At 60.4% G+C, this 16,531-nt stretch carries 16 protein-coding genes; 5 read left to right on the plus strand and 11 right to left on the minus strand.

Annotation, left to right across the window (positions count from 1 at the left end; all coding sequences use genetic code 11):
* Positions 1 to 26 precede the first annotated feature (26 nt).
* The 3 genes from H290_RS0123040 to H290_RS0123050 form a co-directional block, all read right to left on the minus strand.
* A complete protein-coding gene (locus tag H290_RS0123040) occupies positions 27 to 1,754 on the minus strand; it encodes a 3-ketosteroid-delta-1-dehydrogenase (RefSeq protein ID WP_028463583.1) in 1,728 nt (575 codons plus the stop codon).
* A 105-nt stretch (positions 1,755 to 1,859) separates the two neighbouring features.
* Complete coding sequence (locus H290_RS0123045; RefSeq protein ID WP_020109207.1) at positions 1,860 to 2,798, minus strand: alpha/beta hydrolase; 939 nt, start codon at positions 2,796 to 2,798, stop codon at positions 1,860 to 1,862.
* Positions 2,795 to 4,465: an NAD(P)/FAD-dependent oxidoreductase gene (locus H290_RS0123050; RefSeq protein WP_020109208.1), complete on the minus strand. Its 1,671-nt coding sequence runs from the start codon at positions 4,463 to 4,465 to the stop codon at positions 2,795 to 2,797. Before H290_RS0123050 ends, H290_RS0123045 begins: the two co-directional genes overlap by 4 nt.
* Positions 4,466 to 4,725: 260 nt before the next feature.
* On the opposite strand from H290_RS0123050, the gene H290_RS29530 reads away from it, so the two are divergent.
* A complete protein-coding gene (locus tag H290_RS29530; RefSeq protein WP_020109209.1) occupies positions 4,726 to 5,490 on the plus strand; it encodes an IclR family transcriptional regulator in 765 nt (254 codons plus the stop codon).
* Between the two features lie 95 nt (positions 5,491 to 5,585).
* On the opposite strand, the gene H290_RS0123060 is transcribed toward H290_RS29530, so the two are convergent.
* Positions 5,586 to 7,172 (minus strand): FAD-dependent oxidoreductase, encoded by a 1,587-nt coding sequence (locus H290_RS0123060; RefSeq protein ID WP_020109210.1) that lies wholly within the window; start codon positions 7,170 to 7,172, stop codon positions 5,586 to 5,588.
* A 152-nt stretch (positions 7,173 to 7,324) separates the two neighbouring features.
* Positions 7,325 to 8,011 (minus strand): PadR family transcriptional regulator, encoded by a 687-nt coding sequence (locus H290_RS0123065; protein WP_020109211.1) that lies wholly within the window; start codon positions 8,009 to 8,011, stop codon positions 7,325 to 7,327.
* Between the two features lie 150 nt (positions 8,012 to 8,161).
* On the opposite strand from H290_RS0123065, the gene H290_RS0123070 reads away from it, so the two are divergent.
* Positions 8,162 to 8,509, plus strand: coding sequence for a hypothetical protein (locus tag H290_RS0123070; protein ID WP_020109212.1), 348 nt, complete (start codon positions 8,162 to 8,164; stop codon positions 8,507 to 8,509).
* Positions 8,502 to 9,167, plus strand: a complete 666-nt coding sequence (locus H290_RS0123075) for a Dabb family protein (RefSeq protein WP_028463584.1) — start codon at positions 8,502 to 8,504, stop codon at positions 9,165 to 9,167. Before H290_RS0123070 ends, H290_RS0123075 begins: the two co-directional genes overlap by 8 nt.
* A 105-nt stretch (positions 9,168 to 9,272) precedes the next feature.
* Here H290_RS0123075 and H290_RS0123080 read toward each other — a convergent pair whose 3' ends face one another.
* The 6 genes from H290_RS0123080 to H290_RS0123110 all read right to left on the minus strand — a co-directional run bounded on the left by H290_RS0123080 (position 9,273) and on the right by H290_RS0123110 (position 14,562).
* Complete coding sequence (locus H290_RS0123080; RefSeq protein WP_020109214.1) at positions 9,273 to 10,139, minus strand: alpha/beta fold hydrolase; 867 nt, start codon at positions 10,137 to 10,139, stop codon at positions 9,273 to 9,275.
* Between the two features lie 413 nt (positions 10,140 to 10,552).
* Positions 10,553 to 11,089, minus strand: a complete 537-nt coding sequence (locus tag H290_RS0123090) for a flavin reductase family protein (RefSeq protein ID WP_155977000.1) — start codon at positions 11,087 to 11,089, stop codon at positions 10,553 to 10,555.
* 175 nt (positions 11,090 to 11,264) lie between these two features.
* Positions 11,265 to 12,146 carry an SDR family oxidoreductase gene (locus tag H290_RS0123095; protein ID WP_020109217.1) on the minus strand — a complete coding sequence of 294 codons (882 nt, stop codon included), beginning with the start codon at positions 12,144 to 12,146 and terminating at the stop codon, positions 11,265 to 11,267.
* Complete coding sequence (locus H290_RS0123100; protein WP_231373812.1) at positions 12,146 to 12,991, minus strand: alpha/beta hydrolase; 846 nt, start codon at positions 12,989 to 12,991, stop codon at positions 12,146 to 12,148. The genes H290_RS0123095 and H290_RS0123100 overlap by 1 nt, the downstream gene beginning before the upstream one ends.
* Positions 12,992 to 13,153: 162 nt before the next feature.
* A complete protein-coding gene (locus H290_RS0123105) occupies positions 13,154 to 13,633 on the minus strand; it encodes a nuclear transport factor 2 family protein (protein ID WP_028463585.1) in 480 nt (159 codons plus the stop codon).
* A 41-nt stretch (positions 13,634 to 13,674) separates the two neighbouring features.
* The gene (locus H290_RS0123110; protein WP_020109220.1) at positions 13,675 to 14,562 is read right to left on the minus strand and encodes an SDR family NAD(P)-dependent oxidoreductase; all 888 of its coding nucleotides are present in this window, start codon (positions 14,560 to 14,562) and stop codon (positions 13,675 to 13,677) included.
* A 202-nt stretch (positions 14,563 to 14,764) separates the two neighbouring features.
* On the opposite strand from H290_RS0123110, the gene H290_RS0123115 reads away from it, so the two are divergent.
* Entirely contained in the window at positions 14,765 to 15,157 is a 393-nt protein-coding gene (locus tag H290_RS0123115) for a VOC family protein (protein WP_020109221.1), read from the plus strand.
* Positions 15,158 to 15,312: 155 nt separating this feature from the next.
* A complete protein-coding gene (locus H290_RS0123120) occupies positions 15,313 to 16,347 on the plus strand; it encodes a hypothetical protein (protein ID WP_020109222.1) in 1,035 nt (344 codons plus the stop codon).
* The last annotated feature ends 184 nt before the right edge of the window (positions 16,348 to 16,531 follow it).

The raw sequence follows: 16,531 nt of genomic DNA on the forward strand, positions 1-16,531 counted from the left end.
TGGTCGCGGGCCATGTCGTGATGAAGTTACGAATTGACCTTCTCGGCATCCATATGTGACGCGGCATGGCGCGCTGCGATGTATCCGTAGACCAGACCCTGGCCGATGGTCGCTCCCGCTCCGGGGTAGGTATCGCCGAAGGCGTTCGCGGCGGTGTTGCCGATGGCGTAGAGGCCTTCGATGATGCTTCCGTCCTCGCGGACGACGCGCGCGTTCCGGTCGGCCACGACACCACCGCATGTCCCGAGGTCACTGAGAACCATCTTCACGGCGTAAAAAGGACCGTCCCGAAGTGGGCGGAGGTTGGGGTTGGGTTGCACCGTCGGATCCCCGTAGTAGCGATCGTAGGCACTCTCGCCACGACCGAACTCAGCATCCGATCCGCACTCCGCATCGGTATTGAAATTGTTGAAGGTCTCTACGAAGGCATCTACAGGAACTCCGATGAGTCGCGCCAGTTCGTCCGCGCTACCCGCCTGATGGGCAATGCCGGCGTCATACCAATCCTTCGGGATCGGTTGTCGCGGAAAGAGTCCGCCCGCCATCACGTAGCTGTTGCGGTACTCCTGATCGAATACGATCCACATCTCGCCTATCGGCAGGCCCGCACTCTCACGACGTAACACCTCTTGGCCGAACGACATGTAGTCGATCGCCTCGTTGACGAAACGGCGTCCGCTGTCATCGACGATCAGGGAGCCCGGAAGGGATCGCTCGGCGAGCATGACCAATGGGTCGGCGTCTGGAAGCGCCGCGAAGGCGGGAAACCACCACGACTGGTCCATCGACGAAAGTCCCGCCCCGAGATCTTGGGCGATCGCAATGGCGTCGCCTGTGTCGCCTTCGCAGCCGAAGCTTGCATGATCGGCCAGTCGCTCGGATTGATACTTGCGCCGCCACTCGACGTTGTGATCGAACCCACCGGCGGCCAGGACCACACCACAGCGAACAGAGACAGTAAACTCTTGATCCGATTGACTGACCACCGCCCCGGTGACCCGTCCGGTCGAATCCTGCACCAGTCGAACAAGACTGGTCTCAGTCCAGACGGGGATGCCGGCCTCCAGAATCCCGGTGTACATCCCCGCGGCCAAGGCCTGGCCACCCGCGACGTACTCACGACCCAGCGCCATGCCACCGATGCCCTGTACAACGCGCCGAAGTACCCGGGGCAGCGCCTTGGCCGGCATTTTTGCCAGCAGGTTCATCCATTTGTAGTCCGCCCCGGTGACCGGCATCGGTACCGGAGCTTCCATCACGCCGGGACGGAGCCGGCCGCGTTCGGAACCGAGAACCGAGGCGTCAAACGGACGGCATTCGCACGTCCGCCCTTCTGCTCGCCCGCCGGGCTGCTCAGGGTGATAGTCAGAGTAACCTTTGGCCCAGAAGAACCGCATTGGCGTTGTCCGACCTAGCATTTCGACTGTTGCGGCTCCGCTCTCGAGAAATGCATCGCCACGTTCTGCCGGTGCTGAATCGCCGACGAGCGAACGGATGTAGCGTCGTGCAGCGACCAGCGGATCGGATCTCTTTCCTCCGAACTGGGTCAGAACGGAACTACCTGGGATCCAGAATGCGCCACCGGAGCGCGCTGTTGAACCACCCACGTAGGCGGTCTTCTCGATGATGAGCGTCGACAATCCAAGCTCATCACCGGCCAGCGCGGCAGCCATACCGGTACCCGACCCGACGATCAGTAGGTCGACGGTCAGGTCGTGGGCGGAGACGGTGGGAGGCAACTGCTTGTTAACCATGCTGGACATCACTCTCGAGTTTGGCGACTTATCGGTCGCAATCTATGTCATCGACAGATCGTTTCTGGATGCCAGTTCCCATCCAGTGGAAGGTGATACAAAGCATCAGGCGCTGTGGGGGTGGTGAATCATCCGCTCCATCAGCGCCCAGATCTTGCGACGCGCCGGCTCGGTCTGCGGTAGCGATGGAAACGTCAGGAATCCATGGAAGAGTCCGTCGAACCGATGGTGGGTCACCGGAACCCCACTCGAGGCAAGACGCGCCGCATAGTCATCTCCGGCTGAGCACGGAGGATCCAATTCCGCGGTCAGGATGATCGCATCAGGCAGTCCTGCAAGGGTTTTCGTACGGGTTGGCACAAGTCTCGCGTCGTCGGTACCGTGTGGTGCGTACTGCTGCCAGTACCACTTCATCGATGACGTGGTGTTGTAATAGCCGGCGCCAAAACGTCGATACGATTCGGTCTCGAAATCGTCGTCGATGACCGGATAGATGAGCACCTGACCGGCCACGGACGGCCCGCTTCGGTCGCGTGCTGCAATTGCCACCGTGGCGGCAAGGTTTCCCCCGGCGCTATCGCCGGCGACGATCAGCCGCGCACCGTCGCCGCCGAATTCAGCTGCGTGCTCGGCACTCCACTCCAGAGCGGCATACACATCGTCAAAGGCCGCCGGACCTGGATGCTCGGGCGCAAGTCGGTAGTCGACTGAAACAACCAGGACTCCAACACCTTCTGCCATCGATCGACAGAACTCGTCATGACTGTCGAGATCGCAGAAGACGAAACCGCCGCCGTGTGCAAAAACGACGACGGGAAGGTCAGACACCGGGTCGTGCGGACGAAAAACGCGCAGGGCGAGATCGCCGCCCGGCCCATCGATCACCAGGTCGGTCACAGTCTGCATATCCGGTTGACGAGTCAGAGGTGCCCGCCGACCACGAATCACCTCGCGAACTTCCGCCGGGTCCATGGTGGTCACGTCCGGGAAGGAGTTGTTGAGTACCTCGAGCATGGCCGCAACTTCCGGCTCCAACGTGGTCATCGCGCACCCACGTCCGACTGCGAAGCCGAAGATCCGACTGAGCGAGCGACGACTTCCTTGTCTGCAGAGTTCATCAGGAAGCCCTTATAACCTGCTGCCGCAACTTCATCGAGGATGGCTCCATACACCGAGAATCCTCCCAGAAAGGGCATGAACACTCTCGGTTTGTCCGGGATGTTCGCCCCCAAATACCACGAATTCGCTTGCAGAAAGAGCGTTTTGCTTGCCCGCTCGTTACATTCCGCAACCCAGGCATCGACTGCATCCGCACTTGCTTCCACGGTTGCCGCGCCGTTTACGTCCATGTGGTCGATGCAGTCCACGATCCAATCAACGTGCTGTTCGGCAGTCAGCACCATGTTTGCCAACACGCTGGGGCTTCCGGGCCCGTTGACAATGAACATATTCGGAAACCCGTCGACTTCGAGCCCCAGATACGTTCGTGGCCCTTCCGCCCATTCATCTCGCAAGGTGCGTCCGTCGCGGCCTCGGATATCGATTCGATTGAGTGACCCGGTCATCGCGTCGAAGCCGGTCGCATAGACGATCATGTCCAGTTCATAGTGCTGGCCCGCAGTCTCGATACCGGTCTCTGTAATGCGCTCGATCGCAGCCTCACGGAGATCCACGAGTGAGACATTGTCGCGGTTGAACGTCTCGTAGAAGCCACTATCGGTCACGATTCGCTTGGTGCCGATGGGATGGTCGGTAGGGGTCAACGCCCGAGCGACATCTGGATCGACGACCAGGTCGCGGATCTTCGCCTCGGCGTATTCGCGTGCAGTGTCGTTTGCGGCGCGATCGATGAGCTGATCGGGGAAGGCCTTCGAGAACAGGACACCGCCACGATTCCACCACTCGTCGTACACCCTGCGACGCTCGGCGTCATCCACTTCGAGCGCACCTTTGGCATACGGGGTGAAAGGAGACCCTCCGCCACTTGCCCTGGCCTGCCTGCGACGCTCCACGTAATTCGCTTTGATGTCCCGCTTCAGTTCTTCGCTGAGCGGCCGATTGCCGGCAGGGATGGTGTAGTTCGCACTTCGCTGGAATACGTACAGGTGGTCCGCGTCCCGCGCGATCTCCGGAATCGACTGGATTCCTGAGGATCCCGTACCGATGACGCCGACCCTCTTGCCAGAGAAACTGACGCCCCCGTGAGGCCATGCCCCGGTGTGGTAACTCTCGCCGGCGAAGGCCTCACGGCCCGGAATGGCAGGCAGATTTGTTGCCGACAGTGGACCGGTGGCGAAGATGCAGAAACGCGCGACAACCTCGCGGCCGGTATCTGTGGTGACCTGCCACCTCGACTTTGCCTCATCGAACACAGCAGTCGTCACTTTGGTGTCGAACGAGAAGTCGCGTGCGAGATCAAACCGGTCTGCGACGTGTTCCAGATACGACAAAATCTCCGGCTGCGTGGCGAAGCGTTCGCTCCAGTCCCAATCTTGTTGCAGCTCTTCGGAAAATGAGTACGAGTAGTCGACACTCTCTATGTCGCATCGGGCACCGGGATAGCGGTTGTGGAACCAGGTTCCCCCAAAGCCCGACGCCACCTCGAAACCGTGGACGCGTGCGCCCTGTTCCCGAAGGGCGTAGATCGCATACATCCCCGCGATCCCGCCACCTACGACGACTGCGTCCAGCTGCTCGACTGTGGTGCCCATTCGTATTGATCCTTCGCGTGATTCGCCGGTATCTGATCTGGCTGTGACGACGACGCTAAGGCAGTGGTGGAGCGATCAAAACGAGTCCTCCCGCCCAGTGGTCTCCCACCTCTGGTCGCGAAGTTCACCTCGCAGCAACACCGCTGGTGGCAGGTCTGGCGAGTGACCCGCTTCACAAACCGAGCGTCGTGTGGCACTATTCCTAATAGAAATAGCCACGTCATAGCCCTGCCGCAGGTGCGAGGGTTCAAGGAGGTCCGATGACCATTCAGGCAGATTTTGACCAGTCAGCGCCCAGCGCGTTCCTCGACCGCTTGTCACTCCTGCTCGACACGTTCGATGGACCCGGCAGCCTGACCCTCGTTCAGATTGTCCGGCGAACCGGCCTCCCCCGGTCGTCCGCGCACCGGATGCTCGACCATCTGGTGCAGCTGCGATGGCTGCAACGCGAGGGCCGCCATTACACACTCGGGTTGCGTTTGGTCGAGCTCGGCTCTTTGGCGATTCACCAGGATCAGCTTCACGCCGTAGCCCTCCCGCCCCTTCTCCAATTGCACCGCAGTACCGGTCTCGTCGTCCATCTGGCAGTCCTCGATGGCGATGACATCGTCTACCGGGAGAAGCTCGGCGGCCGTTTCGGTGGAATGGTTCCAACCCGCGTGGGCGCCAGGCGCCCCGCGGCACCCACGGCAGTGGGAAAGGCGCTGCTGGCGTTCAGCGGCTACGAGGGTCCCGAGTACGACGCGATACGAAATGACGGAATTGCCTATGAGCGCGAGGAATCCGTCTCCGGAGTCGGTTGCATTGCAGTACCTGTCGGCCCCCTCGATTCCACGATCGCGGCGGTGTCGGTATGTGGACCCGTCAGTCAGATGACGTTCGACCATCGTCTCGGTGGACAGGTGCGAATGACCGCGGCCACCATCTGGCGCGGCCTCGACAAACACGTTGCGCCAGTTCTGCAGCGGACAAGCTCGGTTCGGATGATGTCGCCTGCCCATGAACGGATTTGCACACCTGCATGACAGCGATCCAGGGAGCTGCCATCACCAAATCGGCCGGCCAGGACGCGTTACGCATGTAACCCGTCCTGGCCGGCCTGGTCGTTCCGGAACCTCCACTAGAGGTCGCCGGCGGATCCAACTACTGACGTGACACCCTCGGCCGACGTGATGCCCTCCGCAGCCATCGCCTTGGCCGCGCGGTACGCGAAACTCATTCCCGAACCCAGCGGCACGCCGCCCGACGGATATACCGATCCCGAGACCGATGCCGTGCTGTTTCCTGCTGCGTACAATCCGGCGATCGGCTCACCTGACGCCTTCAAAACCCTTCCATCCGCGTCAAACTTCGCTCCGCCCTTGGTACCCAGATCACCCAGAACGATCTTGACCGCGTGGAAAGGGGCATCGCGAATCGGAACCAGCGCCGGGTTCGGTCCGTCATTTCCGTAAGCGAAGAAGAGGTCGAACGGATCGGTCCCACGACCGAAGTCGACGTCATCGCCCGTGTCGGCGAACTCATTGAATCGGGAAACTGTCTCGTACAGCGAATCCGGTTCGACATCAATTAGTTTCGCGAGTTCGCGAAGCGTGGATGCCGAGTGCCAAAGGCCGGCTTCGATGAACTGCTCACGCTCCGGCGCCGGGTCGACGATGGCCGGCGGTGCGTCGAAGCGATCGTCAAAGACGAACCACACATTGAGCGCACCGTCTGCCAACAGTTTTGGCAGCAATTTGCGGCCCATCTGATCGTATGGCAGCGACTCGTTCGCGAAACGTTTGCCGGTTTCGTCGACGAAGATGCCCCCATTGAGCCCGAGTGTGAACACAGCTCGCCCGTTGGGGAACAACATCCCGGGACACCACCAGGAATCGGTCAGCAGATCGGTCGCAGCGTTCACTTGCTGTAGGGCCCTCAGCGCATCCCCGGTGCTCGCGTCCAGAGAGGACGACGTCCACTGGGCGGTGGGCACTCCCTGATACTCCTTGCGCATCGCAGCGTCTCCCTCAAATCCACCGGCGGCGACGAGAACCCCTCGACCGGCTCTGAAGGATAATTCTTCGTCGTCGCGCTGAACCACTACACCGACGACCCGATCATCTTCTTCCACAAGCGATGTCATTGCCGTATTGGTCAGCAGAGTGACGTTTGCAAGGCCATCGAGCGCCTTGAGGAGGCGTGCGATCAAGGCCTGACCTCCGACAAGTGTCGAGCGGTCAACCGGCTTCCCGAATTGGTCTGCCGCGACCGTCGGCCGCAGTTGATGCAATCGGTCTCCGAGTTCATCTGCGGCCAATGGTTTTGCCATGATTCCGCGACCGTTCGGAACCCGGCCGGGCGCATCAAAGTAGTCGGGAAAGGGCAAGTAGTCGAACTCAAATCCCGCCTGGTGCGTCAGAAGGGAGATCACCTGGGGGCCGGTCTCCAGGTAGGCCCGCTGCAACTCGGAGTCGGTGCGGTCACCGACAACGGCCGAGAAGTACTCGAGGCCAAGGGCAATCGAGTCGATCACGCCCGCGTCTTCCGCGACCGCGTTGCCGGGGACCCAGATACACCCACCGGAGTATGCCGATGTACCACCGAAGTACTGCGTCTTCTCGATCACCACTGTGCGTTGCCCACTGAGGCCACTTGTCAACGCTCCGGTGAGTGCGGCAGCGCCGGAACCAATGACGACGACGTCGAAGGTCTCGTTCCAATTCATTTTTCACAACTCCTGAGAACAACAATTGACCGACCGTAGCCGGCTTTACTGGTTGGTGATGAGTTCCCGGGGTTCGGGCTCTGGACCGCAGGGATGGGTTCCATGGGGCAAGACTTGCACCGTCGGCGTTACCGTTCGATATCAATTCCCGCTTAACGGGAGGTGTGGTCCGCCGCACCGTTGTCGTTGTCTTCTGCATCACGCCATCGGCCAGGATGCCGGGGGCGCGGCGCACCACTCGGATCGATCTCCGACTCGTCACGGAACCATTGGGCGGCTTCATCGATATCTTCCAGCAGTTGTTCTGCCAGGGTGATCTCCGCCCGGAAGTGTCTATCTGCCCACCTCAGACTCATCCGCGAAAAAGCCCACGCCGGTTCGTCGTTCGAGTGCTCCGCGTGCCGCCTCGCCTCGCGCGCGGTCTCTTCCAGATTGGCGATATGTGTACGCACGATCTCCTTGAGTCGCTCCGGGTCCAGCAGGTGACCCATCCACAACCGAAGCATCACACCGTGTTTGAGTACCGGCATCTCCACGACGGAATCGCGCGACCACTCGCGCAATGCCTCGATGCCGGGATCTGTGATCGCGTACAACCGACGACCACGCGCGCCGGCCTCGACGACACTCCGAGAACGTACGAGGTCCAGGTTCTCGAGCTTCTTGAGCTCTGCGTAGACCTGGCTCACCGACGGGCTCCAGTAAAAGAACCCAATACTCCAATCCGCCCACTTCTTCAGATCGTTGCCGGTCAGCTCTTCACCGAACGAAAGCATTCCCAGGACTGCCCAACTGGTCGCGGGAAGATCGAGATGACCACTGGGGCCGAGGGTCGACATCTTCCGAGCTTATCAACGACACGTATCGACGAGGCTGGAGACAACGATTCCCATCGGTCGAATCCCGGTTGGCAAAACAATAACTCAATACATCCCAACCACCGGGAGAAGCTGCATTTCAACGTGATTCACCGGTGCTAGCGTGCGGCCATGACCGGGCAAATCATTTACGTAGTGGATCGAGTGGTACTCCAGCCTGGCTACGCCAAAGACTTCGTCGAAGCATATGGCCGTGAGTACGCCCCCACCGCACGCGACAGAGGGATGACCCTGGATCGGATATTGGTCAGTCCACCAATCTGGTTCGAAGACGAGTCGAACACGGTGACAGTGTTGTGGACTCTCCCAGGGCAGGCTGCGTGGTGGAAGGCGGCCATCGAGGGGCGACACGATCCCGGGCTCGCAGCCTGGTGGACCAAGATGGATTACATGATCGTCGAGCGATCCCGGTCTATGGCTGGGACGGTCGAGGACGTAGACGGGTTGTGCGATGTATAAGGTGACGAGCCTGCTCCATTTCGCCGAAGGCATCGACGAAGGGGCACTCAGGCCGATCATGGCGCGGTTGCGTGAGTTCGCAGCGTCGTCCGGTGCAGTGCGGTCCCTGATTGAACCGACACTTCCCGGCGTCCGCAACGGAGGAGATCTGCTTGTTCACCTTCAGTTCGAGAAGCCCGATAGCTGGCAAGTTGTGCGCGCGGCGTTCAACGCGGTAGTGGATGCCCCCGAGGTAGAGCACATCGACGAGGTTGAATATTTCTCGGGCGAATCCGGCACACGGAGCGCGAACTCAGCAAAGGTATATCGGACGCTGCTCTTGCGGGTGGAAGACGATGTCAGCCACCAGGTGATCCGCCAATTCGAGGACGAAACCCTGCGGATGCCGGGATTTATCGACTCCATCACCAGTTGGCAGCTCAGTCGGGTGGTGAGTGCCCGGGGCGCATCCCAGTACACGCACGTGTGGGAGCAAGAGTTCACCGACCTCGACGGCTTGATGGGCCCATACCTTGCCCATCCCGTCCATTGGGCGTACATCGACAAGTGGTTCGATCCCGAATGTCCCGAGGTGATAATCCGGGATCGGGTCTGTCACAGCTTTTGCCGGCTCGACAGTTCGGTGATCGAGCGCCTGGTCCCCGAGATGACCGCCTGACTGCTCTGAGAGGGGCGGTCACCGGTTCCCGTATCGCCAAGCTCACCAGACCCGCATCGCCACATCAATACCTGGCGGATACCGGCCTGGTGAGCACGGCATCGTCTAGGTGTCCCGACCGAGGAACGCCAGTACCGCAGATTCGAATGCGGCCTTCTGCTCGATCATCACCCAGTGACCACAATTGGGAAAGACGTGCAGTTCGCCACGAGGCAGCATGCGCATGGGGATGATGGACATGTCCACGGGACTAACCCTGTCATCACGCCCCCAGGTCACCAAGGTGGGCGCCTGGAGACGATTGAACTTGGCCCACAACGGGGGTTCCGTCGATGCGGCGGCCGCTTTGCCCATCTGAGCGAAAGCTTCCTTGCTGTACATCATTCGCGCGCTCGCCAGGGTCGCCGGCTCAGTTGCTTGGCTCCAACGAGCCTCGATCATCTCGTCAGTCACCAATGACTGGTCATACACCATCGAGTGCAACCACTGAATCAATCGCTCTTTGGTGGGGTTTTCCGTGAACTCCATCAGTAACTTGATTCCCTCGCCCGGCGCCGGGCTGTACAGATTTGGACCAATACCTCCGATGGTCACCAGCTTGCTGACGCGGCTGGGCTCGTTGATGGCAAGTGAGGCGCCCACGATGCCACCCATGGAGTTACCGATCACCGCGGCGCTTTCGAGGCCGAGTCCATCGAGGAATTTCGTGACCGCGACCTGGGCGGTCAGCATCGGATGACCGCCGAAATCGTCGCTCACTCCGTAGCCCGGGAATTCCAGGATGAGGGTCCGGTAGTGCGCCGCGAAAACGTCAAAGTTTCCGGAGAAGTTGCGCCATCCTGTGACGCCGGGACCCGAACCGTGCAGAAGCAACAAAGGCGGCCCATCACCCCGCTCGTAATAACGAAGGGTACCCAGGTCAGTCTGAAGTTCCTTGGCGGTTTCCGGCGAAGCGGTTTCGATAGTGGTCATTCATCAAGGCTGACAGAATCGACGGCTGCCCTACACCGCAGCTCCCGCCCAGTGGGCAGCGATGCAGTACCGAAAACCGCTGTCTGAGTCGAACATTCATCCCCGGTGCCTAAAGGCGCGGTATCGAGTCACCCACGGGAATATCAATCTCGGTCTCTGGTAGCAGGTGTTCGAGCGCCGCCTGGTCGATACCGGCTCGCAGCTCACGGCACCCCGGTTCGTCTCCGCGCGCGCGGCCGCCGTCGCCTATCCAGCGACATCGAGTGATATCGGCCGGCCACTGGATCGACGTGTGGGCCGTACTGAACTTCTCGACGAGTACCTCGAGGTCGCACGTCTGACATTTGAAGGGCTGCATTGTCATTTGGTGACCTCTGAGCTGCCTTCTGGCACGATACTGACCGCCGACGCCATCACTGCGCCAGCCCGGCGATACTCTCATCGATGGGAAACGGCTCGACCCGCCCGTACTTACCTCTGTAGAAGACCAGAGGTGTCTGGTCCGCAGCGTAGATGTGACGGACGCGAGAGACCACTATGACGTGGTCGCCGGCGACGTGTTCGGCCTCCAATTCGGCTTCCATCCACGCCAACCCGCTGTCGAGGACAGGTGCACCGGATGGTGACGGTGACCAAGACAGACCTGCAAACTTGTCACTGCCGCGTACTGCCATCTGGCGGCACACGCCCTCTTGCGCCTCAGAAAGAATATTGATGACATAACTGCCGGCCAATCGAACTCTGGGCCATGACGAACTGGTCTCTGCGACACAGAACGCAACCAGCGGCGGTTCGAGCGACACCGAGGTGAACGAGTTGGCGGCCAGGCCGGTGGGCTTATCCGTCTCCGGATCGATACCCGTTATCGCAACCACCCCGGTTGCGAAGTGCCCCAGTACATCACGCATTGAACGGCCGTCGAATGTCGCCGCCCCAATGGGATCATTCATCATTTGATCGTCCACAATTTCAACCTCCCACGGTCGATCTATTCGGCCGATCGTTTCGTCGATGTCCGACGCGACCGCCTTCGGCCTCTATGCCGGCCACGCTGAGGCCGTTGCCCAATGTTATCGAGCTCAAAGTTTCTACACTTCAGTGCTTCCCGTTGGACGGGAGCCGTCCTTATGCGCCCACGTTCGACTGTCTGACACCCATCCGGTCCAGCATCACCTGCGGATCGGCGGGCGGCGAGAGCTGCGACAGCTGGGTGGCTCTCCTCGCGGCCGACTGCGCGCAGATGTCGTCGTCAGAGAAGACCCAGAAGTCGCCTCGCGCAAGGCGCTCCACCATGTACTCGGCGGCGGAGACCGCGTCCAGTCCAGTCTTCTCGTTGTCCCGCTGCATCGACGCGAAGACGGCATTGGCGATCTCATTCGTACTCGGTGCGTCGCGTTGCGCAGTTAAGAAGATCTGGCTACGTATCGAATGCGGAACGACTGTAGACACCTGGATCGGCACATCGATCAAGGACAAGTCCTGATACAAGCATTCCGTCAATGCCTGCACCGCATGTTTGCTGACTATGTACGGTGCCTGCACCGCAACACTATTGAGCCCACCGACGGATGAAAGGTTGGCGATGCACGTCGGCCTACCGGCCTGGATCATCCGAGGAACAAACGAGCGCACACAGTAGAAGACCCCGTGAAGATTTATGTCCATCAACCGTTTCCATCGATCAACGTCGATCTCCCAGATCAATCCAGCAGTCTCGATACCCGCATTGTTGATCAGCAGTTCGAGGCTTCCGTGCCGGTTGAACACCTCTTCAGCCATCCGATCCACAGCCCGCGCATCGGTCACATCGACCGTGTACGGATATGCCGAGCCACCGGAAGCAGTGATATCGCCGGCGAGCTCCACCGCCCGCTCGCCGTCCACGTCGGCGATGACAACCGTCATTCCGAGATCCGCGAGGTGACGTACCAATCCTTCACCGATTCCGGCCGCACCGCCGGTGACCAATGCAGTCCCAGCCGAAAAGCGCTCCTGTGCAAACGACATCAAACCTTCTCCGACTCATTGTGATCACGCTGATGCAGCGTCCGGACGATGAAATCGACTGTTCGTTCAAACAGTGCGGCGGCGGGTGGCAGTGCACCCGTCATGGTGGCAAAACCATGCATCATCCCGTCGTATCGGCGCATTTCCACCGGAACTCCGGCAGCGCCCAGTCGTGATGCGTAAGCCTCGGTCGCATCACGCGTGGGATCCACCTCTGCAGTGGCAATCATCGTGGGTGGCAGCCCGGTGAGATCAACTGCACGCGCAGGACTCACGTACGGACCCGTCCTGCTGTCGACATCGGGGACGTATTGGTCCCAAAACCACTCGCAGTCTTCGGGTGTGAGCAGGCTAGTAGAGTATTCGGGGTTGGAGACCCTCGTCTCGGCTGTCCCGTAGAACGAGATCTGGGCGTCCGGGAGGATCCCTCCCGTGTCTTTGAGCTGCTGGCTCAACGACAAGGTGAGAGTTCCGCCCGCACTTTCGCCGGCGAGCGCGGCGATGCTCGTATCGGCAGTCACTTCAGGTGGCCCCGCCCTCAACCAGTCCCAGACGGTGCGCGCGTCTTCCAGCGCTGCGGGATATCGGTGTTCTGGCGCAAGCCGGTAATCAACGGAAACCACAACTACGCGAGCGGCATTACTGAGCTTGCGCAGGTACTCGTCATTTTGGTCCAGTCCGCCCACCACGAATCCGCCACTGTGCTGCCATTGCACCACCGGCAGATTCGTCTCGGGCCCGGGACGGTACACCCGTACCGGCACCCCACCCTCTGCCGAGGGAACGCGAAGATCGAACCGCTCGTATATCTCGGTCGTCGGAGGGATCGTGTTCGCTGCGAGCATTGCACGCAGCTCTTGGACTGACGTGCCGCTCATCGAGTTCGGAAATCGACTCGCCGCCACATCGACTATCGCTTGGGCCGCAGGTGCCAATACCACTGCGTCACTGCCTTTCTGTTCGTACTCTTGCCGGCGACACGTTTTCAGTGGAGCTGGGCGGCCACATCACGATGCTGCCCCCAGCGGTACAGAGTCAGTCGTGTCGAGGACAACCTCGAGTCGCAGCAGTCGTAATCCGCGGTCTGTGACTCGAACCGCACCGCAGGCGGTCCCACTCGACAGAGACAGCGGTCGCCCATCGACGATCTTGGTGACGAAAATATACGATGAAAAGCGCGCAACGTCTCCCTCGATATCGGTGATGTGCACATTGGATCCGTTGTGTCGCAGCGGATACGGACTGTCAATGCGATGACTTTCCTGCCAGGCCATGACTTCATCGACACCTGTCAGGTTCGCCGTGACGAACTCTTCATAGTCGGTCGCCCCACTGTCACTACGGCTACTGAAGGTCACATCTTCGGCAACGAGCCCACGAAGAAGCTCGGGGTTCCACTCGTCGTAGTTGAACCACCACGTCCCCATGAGCGCGGTGAGCTCAGCGGCCGCGTTCCAGCGATCCGAAGGCAGGGTGGTCGAGGCCATGTCAATCTCCTTTGTCGATGTGTCGAGCTTCGGCACAGTTGTCAGATACCGCTGGGTCGAATATTGGGGTTCGCCCATGTCGGCGGTTGAAGTGGCGGAAGCTCAGACTTACCGTCCAGACTCTTGACGACCACATTCTCGCTCCATGGGAAATGCAGGCTGAAGCTCACCAGACCAGTACGTTCGGCGGCCGGAAGTCGACACATCTCGAATACGGTGGCTGCCAGATACTCGACCGGCTCGGCCTCGTACCCGTCGGGCAAGAGCGCTTCCGCGCCCGGCGTCATGATCGCCGTGGATGGTCCGACGGCGTTGACCGCAATGTTTTCGTCCACAAGTTCGGCAGCAAGGCCCTGAGTGAACCTGTGTTGCGCCGCCTTCATCGATGCGTAAACCACGTCACCCGACGTCTTGTTGTACTCCCGGAACGGTCTGATCGGGCTCAGCCCTGTCGAAGACCCGATATTGACGATCCAGCCGGCCCCCTGCTTGCGCATGTGCGGGATCGCGGCCTGCGACAAAGCGAACGGAATTCTCAGGTAGTGGTCCACGGTGCGCTCGAAAGTGCTGAGATCCATCTGCTCGACAGGCGAATAGTCTGCGAATCCAGCGTTGTTGACGAGGATGTCGATTGCCCCCGTATGCCGGACGACTTCATCGACGAGACCGTCGCGCGCTGAGGTGTCTTCCAGATCCGCAGCGATGGCAAACGCGCTCCCTCCAGCAGATTCGATGAGCGCCAGGGTCTCGTCAACCGACCCGGGCACAACGACCTGTTGGCCGGCCCGCGTCGAGGGTGACGGGGTGAGGGATCGCGCCGTGACTGCAACCGTCGCACCCTCGGCTGCCAGCCGTTGCGCGATCGCCCGCCCAATCCCCCTGCTACTACCGGTGACCAATGCAGTCTTACCGGCCAACACTTGGCTCATGCAGCCCCTCAGTTCGTCATCGCAACAATTGTCAGATCCGAAATTGTCTGTGCCACAGCTTCCTTGGTCTTCACAGAGAAAGCACCCCCGGCTTCCGTCCAGCGGGAGAACAAATTGTGTCTCCGGCAGAGCGATGGGTAGCTCATAGTGCCCACTTCGCGCAGTTGATTCGAGCGCTCCACACAGATGAAAGCGGACCAGCATGGGAAACGAACCCCGCTTTGCCTTCACCAAGATCTTTGTCGACGACCTCGATGCCGAGGCGCACTTCTACACAATAACTTTCGGCATGGGCGAGAAGGCACGACTCAAATTCGGTGAAGGAAAGGACGCACTCGAGGAGATCATCCTCACCACCGCTCGAGACGACGATTCGAACGTCATCTTGTGGCGCTACCTCGAGCGGCCGACTCCGCCGGCCGGAGAAGCGACGCTCGGATTCACTGTCAGCAACGTGGCGGAGATCGTACGCAGAGCTGAGGTCGGCGGCGGATCAATCATCCAGCCGCCGAAAACCATACCCGAGGCAGGTGTGGAGATGGCATTCATCACAGACCCGGAAGGCCATGTCCTCGAAGTTGTGCAGTACCTCTGATCGACCGCCATCCGCCACCTTCCGCCGAGTGGGAACGGGTCTGGTCACACTCTCATCGAACCACCACCATCCACTCGACACCCGCGAATCGCGGCACCGCACGCCCGTAACAATGTGAAAGGCCCTTCGCTGTGACAGTTGTTGCACGACACCCGATGACGCCCCTCGTACCGCCAGAGGTCATCCAGGACATTTACTCACCCGACGAGATCGCTTTGCTGTTCGACGTTGTTCGTCGAAAGGGCCCCTGGCGGCTCATCGCGGCCCAGCACTTCTCGACTGCCGAGGAGTACCTGGCCGTGGCCGGACCCAAGAACCCCGATCTCAAGTCGAGGCTCGCACTGTCGGATCTACTGACACCGACGTTCCGCAGCTACCTCGGAAACTTCGGAATCGCGTATGAAGACGAGGTCCATGACCTCTACTTCAACCGCAAGATGCTCGACATGATCAAGTCGATCCATGGTGCAAAGTACGCAGCACCCCAGTCGTTCCTGTTCAACGTCAGGGCACCTGCCCACAGCTACGACGCCGGCCATTTCGACGGCTCGAGCTGGCGTGGCATCAACTCCAACAATGCACCACTGTGGCTGATCAGCATAATGGCGAAATCTGGCCTCTTTGATGAGTGGGAAGTCAAGTCCGGTCAGGTCATTGCCTACTACTACAAATCCGACGTGGACGGTGGCTTCACCTACTGGCCGGATGGACCCGACCTGCCACCCAAGCGGGTCCAGGCTCCCTTCTGGAACAACGGCTTCCTCACCAACAACGAGAAGATGTTTCATCGTGGCGAAGCGAGCGGACCGCGGGACAGGCGCAACATCCCTGATCTGCAACTGAATTCGTTGATCAGTGGCGAGGGCGACGATGAGTGGGTGATTCGCAACGAAGGCACCGAGATCGCCCGATATCACGACGACGAAATGCGTTTCCTGTTCCACTACAGCGCGCACGTCTTTGACGACCTGGCCGACGTGAAACGATACGTGGAGCATACCGATGACCTGAGCGTCGAGAAGGCCATCGTCATGATCCTCGACGATCTGAAGCGCCGCGGCCTAAGCGTCCCGGATTCGTCAGACCCCATGAACGACAAAGCTTTCATCGCAGCGCTCAGCACTGCCTATGCCATGGCTCCGGCGGAATACCCGGCCGAAGCGCCCTTGGACGTGCCTACCCCCCGCTGACCTGCGGGCCCGAAAGCGAGATCTTCGGCCGAGACGCCTCCCCTGATTCGGGAATCGTCTCGGCCGAAGTCGTTTCGGGCGCCGTGAGGTTGAGGGTCACGATGAGGTCGAGAGCTGACACAGGTCTCACGACAGAAACCCCCGCAAGGCCGGATGGCCCTGCAGGGGTTTGTCTGTTAGGGGC

This window comes from Nocardia sp. 348MFTsu5.1, from assembly GCF_000383535.1.
Lineage (GTDB): Bacteria > Actinomycetota > Actinomycetes > Mycobacteriales > Mycobacteriaceae > Williamsia > Williamsia faeni.

Bases quoted from the DNA above. Each gene is read 5' to 3' on its own strand.
- H290_RS0123040 (WP_028463583.1), bottom strand. From the start codon at position 1,754: ATGGTTAACAAGCAGTTGCCTCCCACCGTCTCCGCCCACGACCTGACC.
- H290_RS0123045 (WP_020109207.1), bottom strand. From the start codon at position 2,798: ATGACCACGTTGGAGCCGGAAGTTGCGGCCATGCTCGAGGTACTCAAC.
- H290_RS0123050 (WP_020109208.1), bottom strand. From the start codon at position 4,465: ATGGGCACCACAGTCGAGCAGCTGGACGCAGTCGTCGTAGGTGGCGGG.
- H290_RS29530 (WP_020109209.1), top strand. From the start codon at position 4,726: ATGACCATTCAGGCAGATTTTGACCAGTCAGCGCCCAGCGCGTTCCTC.
- H290_RS0123060 (WP_020109210.1), bottom strand. From the start codon at position 7,172: ATGAATTGGAACGAGACCTTCGACGTCGTCGTCATTGGTTCCGGCGCT.
- H290_RS0123065 (WP_020109211.1), bottom strand. From the start codon at position 8,011: ATGTCGACCCTCGGCCCCAGTGGTCATCTCGATCTTCCCGCGACCAGT.
- H290_RS0123070 (WP_020109212.1), top strand. From the start codon at position 8,162: ATGACCGGGCAAATCATTTACGTAGTGGATCGAGTGGTACTCCAGCCT.
- H290_RS0123075 (WP_028463584.1), top strand. From the start codon at position 8,502: ATGTATAAGGTGACGAGCCTGCTCCATTTCGCCGAAGGCATCGACGAA.
- H290_RS0123080 (WP_020109214.1), bottom strand. From the start codon at position 10,139: ATGACCACTATCGAAACCGCTTCGCCGGAAACCGCCAAGGAACTTCAG.
- H290_RS0123090 (WP_155977000.1), bottom strand. From the start codon at position 11,089: ATGAATGATCCCATTGGGGCGGCGACATTCGACGGCCGTTCAATGCGT.
- H290_RS0123095 (WP_020109217.1), bottom strand. From the start codon at position 12,146: ATGTCGTTTGCACAGGAGCGCTTTTCGGCTGGGACTGCATTGGTCACC.
- H290_RS0123100 (WP_231373812.1), bottom strand. From the start codon at position 12,991: ATGCTCGCAGCGAACACGATCCCTCCGACGACCGAGATATACGAGCGG.
- H290_RS0123105 (WP_028463585.1), bottom strand. From the start codon at position 13,633: ATGGCCTCGACCACCCTGCCTTCGGATCGCTGGAACGCGGCCGCTGAG.
- H290_RS0123110 (WP_020109220.1), bottom strand. From the start codon at position 14,562: ATGAGCCAAGTGTTGGCCGGTAAGACTGCATTGGTCACCGGTAGTAGC.
- H290_RS0123115 (WP_020109221.1), top strand. From the start codon at position 14,765: ATGGGAAACGAACCCCGCTTTGCCTTCACCAAGATCTTTGTCGACGAC.
- H290_RS0123120 (WP_020109222.1), top strand. From the start codon at position 15,313: ATGACGCCCCTCGTACCGCCAGAGGTCATCCAGGACATTTACTCACCC.